Source organism: Chryseobacterium aahli, from assembly GCF_022699665.1.
GTDB classification, from domain to species: domain Bacteria; phylum Bacteroidota; class Bacteroidia; order Flavobacteriales; family Weeksellaceae; genus Chryseobacterium; species Chryseobacterium aahli.
The window spans coordinates 124484-142163 of record NZ_JALDNB010000009.1 but is presented as its reverse complement, the minus strand read 5'-3'; the positions used below and the strand labels follow the sequence as shown (position 1 = coordinate 142163).

At 33.9% G+C, this 17680-nt stretch carries 19 protein-coding genes; 2 read left to right on the top strand and 17 right to left on the bottom strand.

Going from position 1 to position 17680, the window contains the following annotated elements:
• Positions 1–57: 57 nt before the first annotated feature.
• Both MQX03_RS14880 and MQX03_RS14875 read left to right on the top strand, forming a co-directional pair.
• Entirely contained in the window at positions 58–528 is a 471-nt protein-coding gene (locus MQX03_RS14880) for an Lrp/AsnC family transcriptional regulator (protein ID WP_047446659.1), read from the top strand.
• Between the two features lie 68 nt (positions 529–596).
• Positions 597–986 carry a hypothetical protein gene (locus tag MQX03_RS14875; RefSeq protein WP_242803993.1) on the top strand — a complete coding sequence of 130 codons (390 nt, stop codon included), beginning with the start codon at positions 597–599 and terminating at the stop codon, positions 984–986.
• 72 nt (positions 987–1058) lie between these two features.
• Here the strand turns inward: MQX03_RS14875 and MQX03_RS14870 are convergent, their stop codons facing one another.
• From MQX03_RS14870 to MQX03_RS14790, 17 genes are all read right to left on the bottom strand, one after another.
• On the bottom strand, positions 1059–1613 hold the full coding sequence (locus MQX03_RS14870) for a hypothetical protein (protein ID WP_242803992.1): 555 nt from the start codon (positions 1611–1613) through the stop codon (positions 1059–1061).
• Between the two features lie 158 nt (positions 1614–1771).
• On the bottom strand, positions 1772–2719 hold the full coding sequence (locus tag MQX03_RS14865; RefSeq protein ID WP_242803991.1) for a transketolase family protein: 948 nt from the start codon (positions 2717–2719) through the stop codon (positions 1772–1774).
• A 69-nt stretch (positions 2720–2788) separates the two neighbouring features.
• Complete coding sequence (locus MQX03_RS14860; RefSeq protein ID WP_129536233.1) at positions 2789–3640, bottom strand: transketolase; 852 nt, start codon at positions 3638–3640, stop codon at positions 2789–2791.
• A gap of 244 nt (positions 3641–3884) precedes the next feature.
• Positions 3885–4877, bottom strand: coding sequence for a PD-(D/E)XK nuclease family protein (locus MQX03_RS14855; protein ID WP_242803990.1), 993 nt, complete (start codon positions 4875–4877; stop codon positions 3885–3887).
• A 119-nt stretch (positions 4878–4996) separates the two neighbouring features.
• A complete protein-coding gene (locus MQX03_RS14850; protein WP_242803989.1) occupies positions 4997–6571 on the bottom strand; it encodes a sodium:solute symporter in 1575 nt (524 codons plus the stop codon).
• A 112-nt stretch (positions 6572–6683) separates the two neighbouring features.
• Positions 6684–6965, bottom strand: a complete 282-nt coding sequence (locus tag MQX03_RS14845) for a GNAT family N-acetyltransferase (protein ID WP_242803987.1) — start codon at positions 6963–6965, stop codon at positions 6684–6686.
• A 1-nt stretch (position 6966) separates the two neighbouring features.
• The gene (locus MQX03_RS14840; protein WP_242803986.1) at positions 6967–7365 is read right to left on the bottom strand and encodes an OsmC family protein; all 399 of its coding nucleotides are present in this window, start codon (positions 7363–7365) and stop codon (positions 6967–6969) included.
• The gene (locus MQX03_RS14835; RefSeq protein WP_129536236.1) at positions 7365–7583 is read right to left on the bottom strand and encodes a (4Fe-4S)-binding protein; all 219 of its coding nucleotides are present in this window, start codon (positions 7581–7583) and stop codon (positions 7365–7367) included. The genes MQX03_RS14840 and MQX03_RS14835 overlap by 1 nt, the downstream gene beginning before the upstream one ends.
• Positions 7584–7586: 3 nt before the next feature.
• On the bottom strand, positions 7587–8120 hold the full coding sequence (locus tag MQX03_RS14830; RefSeq protein WP_242803985.1) for an NADPH-dependent FMN reductase: 534 nt from the start codon (positions 8118–8120) through the stop codon (positions 7587–7589).
• A gap of 44 nt (positions 8121–8164) precedes the next feature.
• Positions 8165–9040 carry a subclass B3 metallo-beta-lactamase gene (bla, locus tag MQX03_RS14825; RefSeq protein WP_242803984.1) on the bottom strand — a complete coding sequence of 292 codons (876 nt, stop codon included), beginning with the start codon at positions 9038–9040 and terminating at the stop codon, positions 8165–8167.
• Between the two features lie 34 nt (positions 9041–9074).
• Positions 9075–9974: a pirin family protein gene (locus MQX03_RS14820; RefSeq protein WP_242803983.1), complete on the bottom strand. Its 900-nt coding sequence runs from the start codon at positions 9972–9974 to the stop codon at positions 9075–9077.
• Positions 9975–10051: 77 nt separating this feature from the next.
• On the bottom strand, positions 10052–10369 hold the full coding sequence (locus tag MQX03_RS14815) for a GNAT family N-acetyltransferase (protein ID WP_129536240.1): 318 nt from the start codon (positions 10367–10369) through the stop codon (positions 10052–10054).
• A gap of 137 nt (positions 10370–10506) precedes the next feature.
• A complete protein-coding gene (locus MQX03_RS14810) occupies positions 10507–11382 on the bottom strand; it encodes a pirin family protein (protein ID WP_242803982.1) in 876 nt (291 codons plus the stop codon).
• 126 nt (positions 11383–11508) lie between these two features.
• Positions 11509–12909 carry a DHA2 family efflux MFS transporter permease subunit gene (locus MQX03_RS14805; RefSeq protein WP_242803981.1) on the bottom strand — a complete coding sequence of 467 codons (1401 nt, stop codon included), beginning with the start codon at positions 12907–12909 and terminating at the stop codon, positions 11509–11511.
• Positions 12910–12993: 84 nt separating this feature from the next.
• Positions 12994–13809 (bottom strand): hypothetical protein, encoded by an 816-nt coding sequence (locus tag MQX03_RS14800; RefSeq protein ID WP_242803980.1) that lies wholly within the window; start codon positions 13807–13809, stop codon positions 12994–12996.
• 143 nt (positions 13810–13952) lie between these two features.
• On the bottom strand, positions 13953–15620 hold the full coding sequence (gene asnB, locus MQX03_RS14795) for an asparagine synthase B (protein ID WP_242803979.1): 1668 nt from the start codon (positions 15618–15620) through the stop codon (positions 13953–13955).
• A gap of 315 nt (positions 15621–15935) precedes the next feature.
• Positions 15936–17603 carry a GLPGLI family protein gene (locus MQX03_RS14790; protein ID WP_242803978.1) on the bottom strand — a complete coding sequence of 556 codons (1668 nt, stop codon included), beginning with the start codon at positions 17601–17603 and terminating at the stop codon, positions 15936–15938.
• Between the last annotated feature and the right edge of the window lie 77 nt (positions 17604–17680).

Here is a 17680-nt window from a genome sequence, read left to right as displayed (position 1 = left end):
TTTCTTAATTTTGTAAAAAATTTATCGATTTTTTAGGAAAAATATAATTTCACTAATATGAACTATCAACTGGACGAAATAGACAAGAAAATTCTTGATTTCTTAGTAGAAAACACAAGAATGCCTTTTACAGAAATTGCAAAACAGATGGACGTATCTGCAGGAACAATTCATGTAAGAGTGAAGAAAATGGAAGATGCAGGTATTATTTTAGGATCATCTCTTAATTTAGATTATGGTAAGCTAGATTACCACTTTACAGCTTTTATCGGAATTCTTTTAACAAAATCAAACCGCACTCAAGAGGTTTTGAAAGAGTTAGGAACCATTCCAAACGTTGTAGAAGCAAGCGTAATCTCAGGAAAATATAACATTTTCTGTAAGGTAAAAGCTAAAAATACTGAAGACGCTAAGAAGATTATTTATCAGATCGACGACATCCAGGATGTGATGAGAACTGAGAGTATGATCTCAATGGAAGAGTTTTTGAGCGATAAAAACAGATTGATCAACGCAATCTCGATTTAATCAAATTTTAGACGATATAAATACCAAAGAACTTATGAAGTAATTCATAAGTTCTTTATTTTTGCACTATGGAAAAGGAATATAAAGAATATAGTTATTTTGATGAAGATCCTAAAAAAGGATGGGGGTTTATTTTAGCATTGGCGTCTCTGCTTCTGTTTACTTTCATGGGGATTGGGCTCGATTTTGACGAATATCTGCAACACGAAACCCTGAATATTCCTTTTGGATATTTTTATTTTATTTTCTCAATCGATATTTTAATGATTACAGGAATTGTGCTCATGTTTTTTTACAGAAAAATAGGCATCATTCTTTTTCCTGTGATGCTCGTTTTGCACTTCTTTATGCACAATTATTATTTGTCTACGTTCTTATATTCAGACGTCACCAATCTTTTCCTTTTTACAGGATTTGGAATGCTGGCGATTATCCCGAAGTGGAAGTTTTTTAGATAATTAATTTTAAAATATTTATTAAAAAAAAAATCCACTGAATATTCGGTGGATTAATTATTTACAGTAAACTTTTTATCTTTTAACAACATTCTTATTCCATTTTAACGGAACAGTTGTTTTTTGTTGAAGAAAACGTTTTCTTACTTCATCTAAAGTTGCAGAAAAGCGATATTCCTGAGAATAGGGTACTTTATTAGAGGAAATATAATGATTAAACGTTACTGTTTTTGAGCCATTAATTGATACCCCTTCTCCATGAAAGATTGGGGTTACTAATTTTCCATTTTTGCTTCGGTCTTTATTTAAAAATAATATTCTGCTGTTTTTAGATCCAATAAATTTTGGATCAATGCCACTTTCCATTTCGTACATTTCGCATTGGCTTCCGAACGGTCCATATTCGAAAACTTTATTTTCGCTCCCGACTTTTATCGCCGGATTGTATGATTTGGTCACTTTAAACGTATTTGGAGAAATAAAATAACCTTCTACTGCAGTATTTAATGTTGGATCAAAATTATCTAAAAGTTGATTAAATGGGGTATGAACTGGTGAACAAGCTTTTGCAGAATCAATTCCTGTTAAAATAAAGATGATTCCAAGTAGTAGGGTTAATAATTGTTTCATGTTTTTTTAGGTTTTATATTTAAAATTTTTATTCACTAAAAATAGAACAGCAATTACCAAACCAAGTATTTCGACATAATTACAATCCGCTGCTTCGGTATATGCAAAACAAAAAACACGCCCGAAAGCGTGTTTTAAATATGATTTCAAAAAGAAATTTATTTATCTAAAATTCTTTTCACCGCTTCTATTACAGCCGCAGAATCGATTTTATATTTTTTCATTAATTCGGCAGGAGTTGCAGATTCTCCGAAAGTGTCGTTTACTGCAACAAATTCTTGTCTTGTAGGTCTTTTTCTAGCCAACATTCCTGCTACTGATTCTCCTAAACCACCTAAATAGTTGTGCTCTTCAGCAGTAACAATTTTACCTGTTTTTTCAACAGATTTTAGGATGATTTGCTCGTCCAGAGGTTTAATTGTGTGGATGTTGATTACTTCACAAGAAATACCTTCTTTTTCAAGCTCTTCTGCCGCAACCAAAGATTCCCATACCAAGTGACCAGTTGCAACAATCGTTACATCTGTTCCTTCCTGTAAAAGAATCCCTTTTCCAATTTCGAAAGGCATATCTTCAGGAATAAATACAGGAACTACCGGTCTTCCGAATCTTAAATAAACAGGACCTTCAAAGTCAGCAATCGCTAGAGTAGCCGCTTTCGTTTGGTTGTAGTCACAAGTGTTGATTACGGTCATTCCCGGAAGCATTTTCATCATTCCGATGTCTTCCAAAACCTGGTGTGTTGCACCATCTTCGCCCAAAGTAAGACCTGCGTGAGATGCACAGATTTTTACGTTTTTATTTGAGTATGCAATCGACTGACGAATCTGGTCATAAACTCTTGAAGTAGAGAAGTTAGCAAAAGTTCCTGTAAAAGGAATTTTTCCTGTAATGCTCAAACCTGCAGCCAATCCCATCATGTTTGCTTCTGCGATACCAACTTGGTAAAATCTTTCAGGAGCTTTTTCGATGAATTTTTCCATTTTCAAAGAACCGATAAGGTCTGCACAAAGTGCTACAACATTTGGGTTTTTATCAGCCAATTCAGCTAATCCAGCCCCAAATCCTGAACGTGTATCTTTTTTTTCTGTATATGTATATTTCATTTTGAATTTAAAGATTATAATATTTAAAGATTGAATAATTACTTATTACTAATTATTCATTACTAATAATTAATAGTCAGCCGGAGCTTCTAAGTATAATTGTTTGAAAGCTGTATCTAACTGCTCGTCATTCGGAGCTTTACCATGCCAAGCGTGAGTTCCCATCATGTAATCAACACCGTTACCCATAATTGTGTGAAGGATGATTGCCACTGGTTTTCCGTTTCCTGTTTCCGTTTTTGCTCTTTCAAGAATAGCAATTACGGCCTCAAGGTCGTTACCGTTTTTCTCTTCCAAAACGATCCATCCGAAAGCTTCTAATTTCGCATGAAGATTTCCCAATGAAAGTACGTTTTCTGTGCTTCCGTCAATCTGTTGTCCGTTATAATCGATTGTAGAGATCACATTATCTACTTTTTTAGCTGCAGCATACATCAAAGCTTCCCAAACCTGACCTTCCTGCAATTCTCCGTCACCGTGAAGGGTATACACCAAAGAATTGTCACCGTCTAATTTTTTACCCTGAGCAACACCAAGCGCTACAGAAAGTCCCTGACCTAAGGATCCTGAAGCAATTCTAATTCCTTCCAAACCTTCATGAGTGGTTGGGTGACCTTGTAATCTTGAATTTAATTTTCTAAAAGTCTTCAATTCATCTACCGGAAAGAAACCAAATCTTGCCAAAGTAGAATAGAAAACCGGTGAAATATGTCCGTTTGAAAGGTAGAAATGATCTTCGTTCTTACCTTCCATGGTGAATGGTAACTTGTAGTTTAAAACTTTACCATAAAGTGCGGTGAAGTACTCTGTACAGCCTAAACTTCCACCAGGATGCCCTGAATTTACAGCATGAACCATTCTCAAAATGTCTCTTCTGATTTGTGTTGTAAGAGATTTCAGCTCTTCAATACTTTTACTCATATATTAGGATTTATTATTAGAATTGATACATGCGAATTTACGATTTTTTGTCGGCTTACGGAAATGGAAAATCTAATGAAATAGTAGTATTGCTTGTGTCAATAAGGTCGGGATTTTAGTCTAATTTCGATTTAGACATAGGAAAAATAGTTTTAGCCAAAATTTAAAAATGATTATGTGTAATTATTTTCTTGATACTAAAATGTTGTTTCTATAGAAAAATAAGATTAAGAAAAAGTATAACTTATTTGTAGTTTTTAATGATTTTTTCTTCGATGTTATTATAAAATTCAATAATTAGTTTATATAATTCTTTATAAGTAAAATCATTATCTAAGTTATCTGTGATTTTTGTCTTGAAAATAAAACAAGAATTTTCATTTCTTTTAGTCAGTTTTTTTATCTCAATGTTATTATTCCAAGTCTTGTCTATACTATAATGTATTAGCTTTTGTGCGCTTTCCTTATTTTTTGAATGCAAATAGAATTTTAATTCATTACCTTGAAATTGAATTAAAACTTCTTCACCTGTTTTACTTTTCCAATGTTTAGGAATAATACTCAATAAAGGTGTTGATGTATTTCCTGGATTTATAATAAATACAAATTGTTGGTCTGAAAATTCACTTTCAAATTCCATTGCGATTTGGGAATTCAAAAGTTTTAACCAGAATTTTTGATCTTTAGTTAAATTAGGTTTGAATAAATGATTACAATTGTACTTTAAGTTTTTGTACGTCTCAATGTAGTCTGACAAAAAAGTAATGTAGTGCTTTACAAAAATATCTTCATCACTATTAATTTTTGATTGATAATCTATTTTTAAAAAATCCAATAAATCTTTGTAGTCTAATATTTTCCAATTGGTTTTAAGTTTAGCAATACTTTTATCAAAACAAAATAGAATTTTCTTTAGCTCAAAAGATTTATCAAATTTGCTTTTAAATACTTTATCATAATTTTGTAGTTGTTTATTAGTTGGGAACGATTTAAATTTATTTTCGATAAAAGCTATAAAATTTCCTTCTGAACTTCTAATTTCTATATCAATGCGAATTTTTAACTTTTTATCAGAGTAGGATTTTTCCAGTTCAGAGATTTTAAAATTCCCTATTTTTTCGTGTATGAAATTTTTTCTAAAATTCTTATTGTTATCAAGTAAATAAGAAATAAATGCCGAATGAATTAATTCTTTATTGTCTTTTTCTAATATTTTAAAAAAGTTAAATTGAGACATTTTGTTTGAAATTTATAATTAAGCGTAACGCACTAATCTTATGTTGTCGAATGTAGAAGACTTAATTCCAGCACAATTATCCTCATTCACGGAAATTAATTGATTTTAAAAAAATGATTTTAGACCAACTTTAAATAATTCTTATTTTTCACTAACCACAACCCAATAAAGGTCAATAAACCATTCAAAATAATCAATTCCACACCAATTCTGTAATCGGTGTAAGTGGTTACTAAATAATTTATTAGATAAGTAATAACCGGTGCTAAAAGCGTCACCGCAAGAATTGAATATTTTTTTGAAATTTTAAATTTGGTAAAGATTCCGAATGCAAAAAGTCCTAAAAGCGGTCCGTACGTGTAGCCTGCAATTTCCATGATGAGGTAAACAATCGACTTGTCATTCATCGCTTTGAAAACCATAATTAAAATAAAGAAAACGACCGTAAACGTCAAGTGAATTTTCATACGAAGATGTTTCTTTTCCTTTTCTGTTCTGGTTTTATCTTCATTTAAATTTAATAAATCTACACAATAAGAACTCGTAACGGCAGTTAAAGCACCATCTGCAGAAGGGAATAGAGCCGAAATCAATCCGATAATGAAAATTACTGAAATTGCCATCGGAAAATACCCATTAAGCGATAAAGCCGGGAATAAATCGTCTCCCATGATGTTTTTCACATTACCTGCAGCATCTTTGAATCCGAAAACATTAGAAACAACTTCTTTTCCGTCTACAATGCTAATTAGTTCAGAATATCCTGCGCCATTTTGCAGTGCAAAAAGATAAAGCAAACCACCTAAAAAAAGGAAAGCCAAATTCACAAAAAGCAATGTTCCTGCGAAAGTCAACATGTTTTTCTTTGAGTTTTTCAGGTTATCAACCGAGATGTTTTTCTGCATCATTTCCTGATCCAATCCGGTCATTGCGATGGTGATGAAAATTCCACCCAAAATGGTTTTCAGGAAAAATGTCTTGGAATTCGGATCAAAATTGATAAAATGGGTATAGTTTTTCTGCTCTAAAATCGTGTACGCTTCCCCAAAAGATAGATTTAAATTAGATAAAATATAAACGATACAGGCAATCAAACTGATGATCATAAATGATGTCTGCAAGGTATCAGTAATGACAATAGTTTTCACTCCACCTTCAAAAGTGTATAGAAGTACCATTAACAGAAGTACCAAAGCCGTTACCCAAAACGGAACGCCTAAACCTTCCAATAAAAATATCTGTAAAACGTTCACGACCAAATATAATCTCGCCGTTGCACCAATCGCTCTTGAAACTATGAAAAATACCGAACCAATTTTATGGGCTTCAACATTGAATCTTCTGCCTAAGTACGTGTAAATAGAGGTCAGATTCATCTTGTAATAGAGTGGAAGAAGTACTGCCGCCACAATAAAATACCCGATGAAAAAACCAATCACCATCATGTAATATTCAAAACCTCCGAAAATGTATTCACTTCCTGTCATTTTTCCCACAGTTCCCGGAACGGAAATAAATGTTACACCACTTAAGCTGGTTCCGATCATTCCGAAGGCTACAAGCCACCATTTGCTTTTTTTGTTGCCAATGAAAAATGATTGATTGTCAGAATTTCGGCTTGTAAAATACGAGATCACCAAAAGACCTACGAAATAAACAAATACAAACAGCAAAAGGACAGTTCCTGGATTCATGCTAAGGTTTTAAATTTTAGCAAATATAGTTTTTTTTGTTTCTGTTGAAAAAGAAAAACCTTTCAGCGAGATTTCGTGAAAGGTTTTTAAGATTTTAATTCTGATCGTAATACTACAAAACGTCCCTCAAATCTTCATTTTTTTGAAAAGTAGCTTTCGCAAAAGGACAAAGCGGAATTATTTTTTTGCTGTTTTCTCTAGCAAATTCTACTGCTTTGATCAGCATTTCTTTTCCAACACCTTTTCCGTTGTAAGCATCGTCTACTTCGGTGTGATCGATGATGAATCTGTCTTCACCAGCCCAGGTATAGGTCATTAATCCTGCTCTGTTTCCATCAATTACAGCTTCAAAGCTTCCGTGTTTTTCGTTGTTGTTTTGTTTTACTTCTATCATATTATGAAAATTTGGTTTGAATTTCTATTTCGTTAAGTAATATTTTGTGTACCGGACAAGCATCTGCGATGGAATGAAGTCTTTTCAGTTGCTCGTCGCTCAGATTGCTTCCTTCAAAACTAACATTTCTTTTAAAAACAGCCAATTTTGTCAGCGGAAAATTTTCCAGTTCTACTTCTACGTCGATTTTTTCAACGTCCCATTCTTTTCTGTCGATGTACATTCTTAAAGTCGCTGCAGTACAACTTGCCAAAGACGTAGCCAGAATTTCAAAAGGATTAAAACCTTTGTTTTGTCCGCCTTTATCAACGGGTTCGTCGGTAATCAGAGTGTTTTCACCTGCGACAACTTCTGTATAATATTTTGTTTTGCCTAAACTTGCTTTTACGGTTACAGCCATTATTTTTCAGTATTTAATTCGTAGGTCAATGCACCGGAAGGACATTGATTGATTTGATTTTGTAGTTCATCAGAAGTTGCATTTTCTGCTTTTATCCAAGGTCGATCTTTAGGATTATAAACTTTTGGAAGCATTTTTACACAAACTCCTGCGTGAATACACTTCTTAGGTTGCCAGATTACATTAATGTTACCATTAGAATATTTATGTGTTTCCATGACTTACGATTTAGTTTGATTTTTAAAGTTTTCAATTTTATCATTAAGATCTTTCAGCATTTCAGGATTGATGACACCGCTTTCCAAATCAAAATTTTCATAAAATTTAGGTAATGAAAAAGTTTCTTTCACATCTGCTGCAAATTGCGGGAAGAAAGTTTTTGCTGTATTCATTACATTTCCACCACCGTAACCGCCGGGTGAAGTGCTCATTAAAAGCATCGGTTTATTCTGGAAAACTTTCACATTAATTCTTGATGCCCAATCGAAAACATTCTTAAAAGCTGCCGAATAAGAGCGGTTGTGTTCTGCCAAAGAACAGATAATCACATCGCAATCTTCAATCTGCTTCAAAAAGTTATGTGCTTCAGCAGGAAAACCTTTCTTTTCGCGGTCAACGGAAAATACAGGCATATCAAAATCATTGAGGTCTATTAGATTAATTTCGTTTTCTTCAAAGCTTTTCAGAACAAATTTTACCAGTTCTCTATTGATGGATGTGGAAGATGTACTTCCTGCAAATGCTAATATTTTCATGTTTATTTATTATTAAATTATCAAAAAGTATAATCCTGAATTGATTATTTTTTCACTGAATCTTCTTTTACCTTTTCCAAATAATCGTTTTCTAGATTTTTGAGCCTTTTAAAATAATTTTCTTTATCCATAAACAATTTTGGATTGTAAGGATCTCCTTCTTTTCGTTTCTTATGAAGGTCAAACTGGCTTGCATGTGAGGCTACCCATAGATCAAAATCAATTTTTTTCATGTCTTCAAAAGTCTGTGCATAATCTTTTTGAATGGTAGGATAGTTCTTTACATCCGAAAATTTATGGTCAATAATAATCGAAGGTAAATTGGCAATCAAAACTTTGTAAATTTTGTTTCCATCTTTGGTTTCAAGCAAAAAACTGCATGATCCTTTTGTGTGGCCCGGATGGTGAAGCAATGTTAACACTGTATTTCCTAATTTTATTTTAGCCTTATTCTTTAAAAGAAAATCAGGATTTACGGGTTCGAAAGTGACCCCGTATTTTCCCATTTCATGGTCAGATTTTCCACCACTTTTGAGCTCTGTTGCATCTTTCTCGTCCACATAAAGTTTTGCGCCTGTTTCTTTTTTTATCTGAGCCATTGCACCCATATGATCAAAATGAGCCTGTGTTAAGGTCAGGATTTTAATGTCTTTATATTTAAAACCGAGCTTTTCGATATTTCTTTTAATAGTAGTATAAGAATCTGCCAAACCTGTGTTGATAAGAATACTGCCTTTATTGGTTACGACAAGATAAGATGCCAGGTCATAGGTTCCTACATAATACAGATTGCCTGCAATTTTGAAAGGTTCATAGTCTTTTGACCATTCTGCCGGATTGTTTTTAGGCTCAGTTACAGTTGTTTGTGCAATCCCTAAAAAAGATGCACAAAATAAGAATAAAACTACAAGGTTTTTCATTTATAAAAGATTGGTCTAAATATTAAAATTAGGTTTATTTTCTGTTCAAAATTGATTTTGGCAACGGAACATATTCTTTGTCATCTCCTGGAATTAGAGGGAAAGCTTCATGATTCTGGTCATTCCAATCTACTTTTGCTTTGTCTATAACTTCTTTGTCAGAATTGACAAAATTCCAGAAAATGAAACGTTCTTCATCAAAAGGTTCGCCTCCAAAAAGATAAACAGTAGCGTTCTCGCTCATTTCAAACTCGCAAAGCCTGGTGTTTTTGGCAATCAATAATTGTTTTGAACCGTAAGAATTATCTTCAATATTGACTGTTCCGTCTAAAACATACATTGCCGCTTCTCCGTAAAGGTCTTGTCCGATATTGATTTTCTGTGCAGTTTTTGTTTTAATTTCAATAAAAAATAATTTACTGTGAACAGGAACCGGAGATTTTTTTCCGAAAGCTTCACCTGCAATTAATTTATACTGAACTTCATCTTCTTCCCAAACCGGAAGTTCATGGGCTTCGATGTGATGAAAAGTAGGTTCACTTTGTTCCAAATGTTTCGGAAGACCTACCCAAATCTGAAATCCGTGAAGTTTTTTATCTGTAGTTCTTAGATATTCGGGAGTTCTCTCTGAGTGTACAACGCCTTTTCCGGCTGTCATCCAGTTTACGGCTCCGGGTTTTATTTCAAGTGCGCTTCCTATGCTGTCTCTGTGAAAAATTGATCCTTCAAGCAGATAAGTTAATGTAGAAAGTCCGATATGCGGATGTGCAGCAACATCAAGATTCTGATAATCTTTCAGTTCGGCAGGCCCCATGTGATCGATAAAAACGAAAGGTCCCACTGCTCTTTTTTCGCGGAAAGGCAGTAATCTTCCGACTAAAAAATTTCCTATATCTGCTGATTTTTCTTCTATGATAAGTCCGATATTTGACATAATAATTGTGATTTTAGTTTTTTGTGTAAAGCTAATTTAATTAAAAATTTCTACTATTTACAGTACTTTAAGTAAAATTAAAGCTTATCGTAGCTTTCAAATCTTTCGTCAACAATACGTTTCCACTCCGGATGTTTTCTGATAAAGGCGAAAACGTACGGACAGAAGGGAAGTAGTTTTTTACCGCTCTCTTCAATGTAAATCAACGTTTTTTCAACGACAGCTGCAGCTGCTCCGGTTCCTGCTAATTCGGGTGCTGCTTCAGTGTGGATTAATGCAATCTGATGACTGGTTTCTTTGTAATCGATAAACGCAAAATGACCATTTAATTCAATTTCAAATCTCTTTTTTTCTTCGTTTTTTACTAACGGAATGTTTTCAAATTCTGGTTTCATGATGCTTATATTTTTTAAGTTGTGAGTTTATTTTTAATTTTTGTCATTCTGAACGAAGCAAAGCGTAGTGAAGAATCTTATTTTAAAGAGATTGTTCCTTCGTCAGAATGACAAATAATGTAATTAATAATTGAAAATTAATCTTCCAAATATCCAAATTTTCCGGTATTGAAATCTTCAAAAGCTTGTGAAATTTCTTCTCTTGAATTCATTACAAAAGGACCGTGTGGAAAAATAGGTTCATTAATGGGTTCTCCGCTAATGATTAATATAATTGAATCTTCGGTTGCTTCGATGGTAAAGCTTTCGCCTTCATTTTTAAATAAAACGAAATTGTTGGTGGGGGCTTTTTCTTCACCATTCACAATGATATTTCCTTCAATAACTAAAGCCGCTGTGTTGAAATTGGCTGGGAAATTAAATTCTGCTTTTCCGCCTGATTTTAATTTAGCATTCATCAAATTGATAGGCGTGAAGGTAAATGCAGGACCTTTATTTTCATTGTATTCTCCGGCAATTATTTCTATAAAACCATTGTCGTCTAGATCTACTTTTTTCATTTCTGAATTTGAAATAGCCTGATATTTTGGTTTGCTCATTTTATCTTTTGCAGGAAGATTTACCCAAAGCTGAACCATCTGGAAAATTCCGCCTTGCTTTGACCATTCTTTTTCGTGATATTCTTTATGAAGAACGCCGCTTGCTGCAGTCATCCACTGTACGTCACCTTCGCCAATGATACCGCCGCCGCCTGCACTATCATGATGTTCTACTTTCCCCTGATAAGCAATTGTTACGGTCTCAAAACCTCTGTGTGGATGAACACCAACACCTTTTGGAGTTTCGGAAGGATTAAAATGAAATTTAGAATTATAGTCGAGCATGATGAACGGATCCATTCTTTTCATATCCAGCTTTTGAGCGCTCGGAATAAAATTATGCACCCTAAAACCATCGCCTGCGAAATGTGCAGTCTTTGGTGGAATTACGATTTCTACTTTTTTAGTTGTCATAATATGTTTGTTTTAATTTTAAACAAATTTAAGACGGTAAGAAGAGAATTACATTGATGTGTGGTAAGTAGTGATTTTTGGGTCGGAATGCTTGAGGGGATGAGAGTTTTTATGTTTGGGTATTTATTATGCAGATTTCATATTTCTTCCGTCTGATACGTGAAGTCTCCTGAAAACTAAGCTTGATAAAATCGTTAAAATTCCCACCGTTAAAAAGGTATAACGAAATGCGTTGTGGGTTTCGTGCTGAATAAGTTCAGGGCTGTTTTCGTAAATTTTTAAAACAATCAAACCAAATGCAATTCCGAAACCGATAGCTAGTTGCTGATTAACTGAAATCAGAGAATTTCCGCTGCTGGTTTGGAAGTTTCGTAAATCTGCGATAGAAATCGTATTCATCGATGTAAACTGTATCGAATTGAAAAATCCTAAAATGGCAATCACCGGAACAAACCAAAAAATGGAATCGTGAATATTTGGAATCGCTAAGCAACAGATTAATGTTCCAATCACGAAAGTATTCACCATCAAAGTTTTTTTGTAGCCGTATTTATTTAAAATTCTGATGACAGAAGATTTTCCAAACATTGCGGTTAAAGCCATCGGGGCGATAATCCAACCTGACATAACAGCAGATTGACCGTAAGCAATCTGAATCATTAAAGGAAGCAATAGCGGAACGGAGCTGATGCCTAATCTTGTGGCAAGATTTCCGACAATTCCTACACGGAAAGTACGAACTTGAAATAAATTTAAAGGAAAAATAGGATTGTTGCCTCTTTTAGCATGTCGATAATAATAGAAAAGAAATAAAAATCCTAAGATGGAAACTAATAAAACCGGCGTTATATTCTGCATATCCCCAAATAATTCCAGTGAAATCGAAAGTAGGAGAGAGGCTGCTGCGAAAATCATAAAACCTTTCAAATCAAAATCGGTTTCCCGTGAATTGTAATTGGGCATATATTTTAAACCTAAAACAATTCCTAAAACACCAATCGGAATATTGATGAGGAAAATCCAATGCCACGAAAGATAATCAACTATATAACCACCGACTAAAGGGCCTAAAACAGGGCCGATCAAAGCAGGAACTATGGCGAAATTCATGGCTTTCAGCAATTCGTTTCTGTTGAAAGTTTTAATTAAAGCTAATTTTCCCACAGGAGTCATCAAACTGCCACCCACTCCCTGAATAACTCTTGAGATAACCAAATGCGTAAGATTCTGCGAAAGAGCACAAAATACCGAACCTAAACTGAAAAGTACCAAAGCAAAAATAAAAACCCTTCTCGTTCCGAAACGGTCTGCCAGAAATCCGCTAGCCGGCATGAAAACAGCTAATGTCAAAACATAACTGATGATCGCATTCTGCATATTCAAAGGAGACTCGTTTAAATCTCTTGCAATTGAAGGCAGGGAAGTGTTTAAAATGGTAGAATCGAGCATCTGCATGAAAATGGCAGTCGCTAAGATTAGTGGAAGAACTTTTTTTACGGTCTGGCGTGGAGATTTTGTTGTTGGCATAAGCAAGAAATGATTTTAAAAGCAATTTTAAAACCATTTTGTAACATTAAAAAAGTCCTGCGAAAAATCGCAGAACTTTTGGGTTTATTTTTTAGGCTTTTCTACTCCTATCCACGCTTCACCTTCTCTTTTAACCTGGCTTAGTGTGAAAGTTTCAAAATCATCTGTTTTGTATTCTATGTTGTCTACGTTTTGCTCAAATGGCATGATGTAGAAGAAATCTTTGTCTGTTTTATCAGCTTTGCTTCCTTTTTTCACAGTCGGCATATATTTTCTGTTGAATTTGTATTTTGGTAAATACTGTTTCAAAGAAGCATAAAACTTTTTGTCTTCTTTTTCGTTAGGAACAATGTCTACAATTTTGAATTCGTCTTTTTTCTTGTTTACCCAAAGATAATAGTTGGTTTCTTCCATTGTCTTTTTGTTTAAAGAAGCAAATCCGAAAAATTCTTTTGGCGCTAATTCTTTAATTTTTTCTGCATCCACTTTAGTGAAATATTCACCTTGAGAAGGGTCAACATACGTCTCCAAATTGAGCAATAAAACTTGATTGTTTTGGAAATTTTTGTTTTTGAAATACTGATCTAATGATAATGCTGCTGTTTTTCTTAGCTCCTTTCCTCTGTCATCTAATTTCTTTGTTGGGTTTTGAGGGTTTACCTTTTTCACAAAGTTATAAAGAACTACAGGCTTGATATCCGCAAGGTGAGGGAAGGTTTTCAGCTGTTCAGCTTTTACCAACCAGTAATATTGCTGATAGTAATCATCTTTATCAACAGGTTTTACACTTTTATAGGTAAGAGCCAGTTTTTTAGAATTAAGATATTTTCCATATTTACCTTGTCCAAAAGCGAAGCTTACAGATAGTAAAGCAAATAAAATAGTAATGTTTCTTTTCATTTTACAGCAAAGATTTTTTTGATTTTTCAAATATAATTATTTATTAGATAATAAGTTTAATACTTAGTTAAATTATGCAAATATTATTGATTTTATTCAAGAAAAAATCCTGTACGAATACAGGATTGATAAATTTATTGATTTTAATAAGAGGTTTCGTGTACTTTTACTGCTCTTCCGCTTGGGTCGTTCATTTTTTTAAATGCTTCATCCCATTCTAAAGCAATAGGAGTCGAACAAGCTACTGATGGTACTGAAGGAACAGTTGCCGCCGCCGTTTCGCTTGGGAAATGTTCTTCGAAAATTGTTCTGTAGCGGTATTCTTCTTTATTTTGAGGAGTATTTAACGGGAATCTGAATTTTGCATTCGCCATCATTTCATCCGTCACATATTTTTCTGCAATATCTTTCAACGTGTCAATCCACGAATATCCTACGCCGTCTGAAAACTGTTCTTTTTGTCTCCACGCAATAGATTCAGGCAAAAGATCTTCAAAAGCTTTTCTCAAAACCCACTTTTCAATCTTTCCTTCTTCTTTTTTAATCATTTTATCCTGAGGATTTACGTTCATGGCAATGTCCATAAATTCTTTATCCAAAAACGGAACCCTGCCTTCAATTCCCCAGCTCATCAAAGCTTTATTAGCTCTTAAGCAATCATACAGGTGAAGTTTTCCTAATTTTCTTACGGTTTCATCATGAAATTCTTTAGCATTCGGAGCTTTGTGGAAATACAGATATCCTCCGAATAATTCGTCTGCGCCTTCACCCGAAAGCACCATCTTAATTCCCATCGATTTAATTACTCTTGCTAAAAGATACATCGGCGTGGATGCTCTGATGGTGGTTACATCATAAGTTTCTAAGTGATAAATCACATCGCGGATGGCATCTAAACCTTCCTGGACGGTAAAATTAACCTCATGGTGTACAGATCCTATATGTTCGGCAGCTTTTTTCGCAGCCGCCAAATCCGGAGAACCTACCAATCCGACCGCAAAGCTGTGTAGTCTTGGGTACCAAGCTTCCTGAGTGTCACCGCTCTCAACTCTCTGTCTTGCGTATTTTGCAGTAACCGCAGAAATGATGGATGAATCTAAACCTCCTGAAAGTAAAACTCCATAAGGCACATCGCTCATCAACTGTCTGTGAACTGCATCTTCCAATCCTTTTCTGATTGCCTGAATATCTGTAACGTTATCTTTTACAGCATCAAAATCTTCCCAATCTCTCTTGTACCATTGCTGAGATTCGCTTCCTTCAACGCTGTACACATAATGTCCCGGAAGAAAGGTATCGATTTTTTTACAAACGCCTTCCAAAGCTTTCAGTTCAGAAGCGATGTAATAGTTTCCGTTTTTGTCCCAACCTTGATAAAGTGGGCAGATTCCCATGTGGTCACGGGCAATCAGATAGATGTTGTTTTCAATATCATATAATGCAAAAGCAAAAATTCCGTTGAGTTTTTCGATAAAATCTTTTCCGTATTTTTCATACAATGCCAAAATCACTTCGCAGTCAGATTGAGTCTGAAATTCATAGTCTGGAAATTCTTGTTTAAGTTCTCTATGATTGTAAATTTCGCCATTTACAGCTAAAACTAGTTTGCCGTCTTTAGAAAATAAAGGCTGCTTTCCTGAAGTTGGGTCAACAATAGCCAATCTTTCATGAGAAAATAAAACTTTCTCATTTTGAAAAACACCGCTCCAGTCCGGACCTCGATGACGGATTTTTTTAGACATTTCCAAGACCTGAGGCCTTAATATTTCAGTTGGCTGTTTGGCATCAAACAAGCATACAATTCCACACATGTTATTTTTATTTAGAAGCGAAATTAAGAATAGTGTATAAATTTTAAAACAAAAGTTTGCGTAAAGTTAATATTTTTAATTAATTAAATTATTTTGGTTTAAAAATTAATTTTTAAGACTGGATTTGTTAGTCTGAACTTGATTTTTTTCTGTGAGATAATGAAGAATTATTTTTAAGTGAAAAAAAGTTATAAAATCTTGATGTATGATAATTAATTATTCAATTATTTTCCATTACTTTGTGGCTCGAAATAATTTTTTTTCATCATTTGTGTTTTTACCTCCTTGTAATAATATTGCAAGGAGGTTTTGTTTTTATTCAACTCCTAATAAAGCACCCGAAATATTCCATGCGCTGAAACTTGTTCCTTCGGGTTCTCCCTGTGGAATTTTTACCTGAATGGTGTGTTTTCCAGCCTTTAAATTTCCTAATTGAATATAGTTCGGGTTGGTAATCGTTCCCGGACACCAATTCGATCTACTTAGATCTGAAGAAGAAAGTCCGTCCGGAAAATTTCCAGATGCTGGATTGTACAAACGATAAGATCCACAATCTGTTCTCCATGGGATAAATGAGAAAGTCATTTTTCCATCTAAATAAATAGAATTGGCTTTAGGAATAAATTCGTCGCCATTTTCCCAGCCACCGTGACCTGTTGTGATGTATCTTAATTGCGCATCTTTTAAATCTTTTTCCAAAGTGAATTCCACAAATAAACCTTTGTCATTATTAAACATCGTCGCGTAATCTTGTCCGGCCATTTCCATAATATTGGTCGTGTTAAAAAGCGGAATCACTTTGTTGTTTTTGTTGACCATCTGATCACTTTTGTGAATGGTAATGTCTAAACTGACCTTGTGACCACCTTTATCGTAATTTCCGATGAAGGTTCCGACCCAGATTTCTTTTTCGGAAAGAGCAGGTTTCAGTTCAGTAATGTCCTGTCGAAACGGACTTACCGTTTGCCACATTTTATCTTTTAATTCTAAATTATTAAACTTATTGATTCCAAATGCTGTGAAAAATCTCATCAGTTCGACAGTTGGCTGGTAATTTTCGTTTGAAATGATCCCAAAATACTGTTTCCCGTTTCCGTTTTCATATACAGGAAGTGTTTTTACTCCTTTTTCCAATCCATCAAAAAAAGATTGCGATTTATCTTCCGGAATAAAAAATACGGTTCCTGTTCTGTCGTAAGCATCACCGTTGGATTGCTGTTTTAATTCTGCAAAAATATTTTCACCCTGAGAAATTTTTGGAAATTTGATTTTCCTTAAAATAATCGTTCCATTAGCAAATCTTTTAATGTTTTCATCTGATTTTGACTGATCTGAGAAATTGATAATTTCATTTTCAAAAACCTTCAATGTGGTAAATCTGCTTTTCCAAAGTAAATCTTTGTAGCTTAAAAGATCTGTAGTTGAGATAGGTTTGTTGATTATATTTTCAATTCCTGATTTTTTGATTTTTTTCAGAGAAGTTGCAGTCGTTGCAGAGTTTCCGTTTCGTTCGATTTCTAAAACTAAACCTAAATTTTGTCCAAGACTTGAAGGTCCTCCTTTTAGTTTCAGATCATTCGTGTACCAAACTTCAATCGTATTTGAATTGATTTTGGTAACTGCCTGTTTACAGTTATAGCCTAAAATTTTCTTGGTTTTATCTGTGAATTCAAAACTTTGCTTGGCAATTGACTGTGAATCAGAAGTAGAAATTATATCTCCAGGCTTTAAAAATCCGTAAGATACAATCGTATTAGAAGGTTTTTCAATTTTGTTAATTTCAAAAGGATAGTCGTTTTTCTGTTCCTTAGTTTTAGAGTTTAAAATATAATTTTCATTTTCACTGACCCAAATGATTGTAGGGTTTTGGTTAGGCTGAACTTTTCCGTTGTAAGAACTTTCATATTGAATTTCGTAAGTCTGGGCGAAATTTAAAACAGATAGGAAGAATGTGAGAAAACTGAGTAATATTGGTCTGATCATGATGTCTTGATGGTTTTTACAAAGATAATGTTTGATTTAGATAATAAAAAAAACTACTCTAAAAAATAGAGTAGTTT

What these genes read in the sequence shown, in the direction of transcription:
- MQX03_RS14820 (WP_242803983.1), bottom strand. Translation starts at nt 9,974, where the DNA reads ATGTCAAATATCGGACTTATCATAGAAGAAAAATCAGCAGATATAGGA.
- MQX03_RS14790 (WP_242803978.1), bottom strand. Translation starts at nt 17,603, where the DNA reads ATGATCAGACCAATATTACTCAGTTTTCTCACATTCTTCCTATCTGTT.
- MQX03_RS14860 (WP_129536233.1), bottom strand. Translation starts at nt 3,640, where the DNA reads ATGAGTAAAAGTATTGAAGAGCTGAAATCTCTTACAACACAAATCAGA.
- MQX03_RS14810 (WP_242803982.1), bottom strand. Translation starts at nt 11,382, where the DNA reads ATGACAACTAAAAAAGTAGAAATCGTAATTCCACCAAAGACTGCACAT.
- MQX03_RS14850 (WP_242803989.1), bottom strand. Translation starts at nt 6,571, where the DNA reads ATGAATCCAGGAACTGTCCTTTTGCTGTTTGTATTTGTTTATTTCGTA.
- MQX03_RS14870 (WP_242803992.1), bottom strand. Translation starts at nt 1,613, where the DNA reads ATGAAACAATTATTAACCCTACTACTTGGAATCATCTTTATTTTAACA.
- MQX03_RS14830 (WP_242803985.1), bottom strand. Translation starts at nt 8,120, where the DNA reads ATGAAAATATTAGCATTTGCAGGAAGTACATCTTCCACATCCATCAAT.
- MQX03_RS14855 (WP_242803990.1), bottom strand. Translation starts at nt 4,877, where the DNA reads ATGTCTCAATTTAACTTTTTTAAAATATTAGAAAAAGACAATAAAGAA.
- MQX03_RS14800 (WP_242803980.1), bottom strand. Translation starts at nt 13,809, where the DNA reads ATGAAAAGAAACATTACTATTTTATTTGCTTTACTATCTGTAAGCTTC.
- MQX03_RS14805 (WP_242803981.1), bottom strand. Translation starts at nt 12,909, where the DNA reads ATGCCAACAACAAAATCTCCACGCCAGACCGTAAAAAAAGTTCTTCCA.
- MQX03_RS14840 (WP_242803986.1), bottom strand. Translation starts at nt 7,365, where the DNA reads ATGGCTGTAACCGTAAAAGCAAGTTTAGGCAAAACAAAATATTATACA.
- asnB (WP_242803979.1), bottom strand. Translation starts at nt 15,620, where the DNA reads ATGTGTGGAATTGTATGCTTGTTTGATGCCAAACAGCCAACTGAAATA.
- MQX03_RS14865 (WP_242803991.1), bottom strand. Translation starts at nt 2,719, where the DNA reads ATGAAATATACATATACAGAAAAAAAAGATACACGTTCAGGATTTGGG.
- MQX03_RS14815 (WP_129536240.1), bottom strand. Translation starts at nt 10,369, where the DNA reads ATGAAACCAGAATTTGAAAACATTCCGTTAGTAAAAAACGAAGAAAAA.
- MQX03_RS14880 (WP_047446659.1), top strand. Translation starts at nt 58, where the DNA reads ATGAACTATCAACTGGACGAAATAGACAAGAAAATTCTTGATTTCTTA.
- MQX03_RS14835 (WP_129536236.1), bottom strand. Translation starts at nt 7,583, where the DNA reads ATGGAAACACATAAATATTCTAATGGTAACATTAATGTAATCTGGCAA.
- MQX03_RS14875 (WP_242803993.1), top strand. Translation starts at nt 597, where the DNA reads ATGGAAAAGGAATATAAAGAATATAGTTATTTTGATGAAGATCCTAAA.
- MQX03_RS14845 (WP_242803987.1), bottom strand. Translation starts at nt 6,965, where the DNA reads ATGATAGAAGTAAAACAAAACAACAACGAAAAACACGGAAGCTTTGAA.
- bla (WP_242803984.1), bottom strand. Translation starts at nt 9,040, where the DNA reads ATGAAAAACCTTGTAGTTTTATTCTTATTTTGTGCATCTTTTTTAGGG.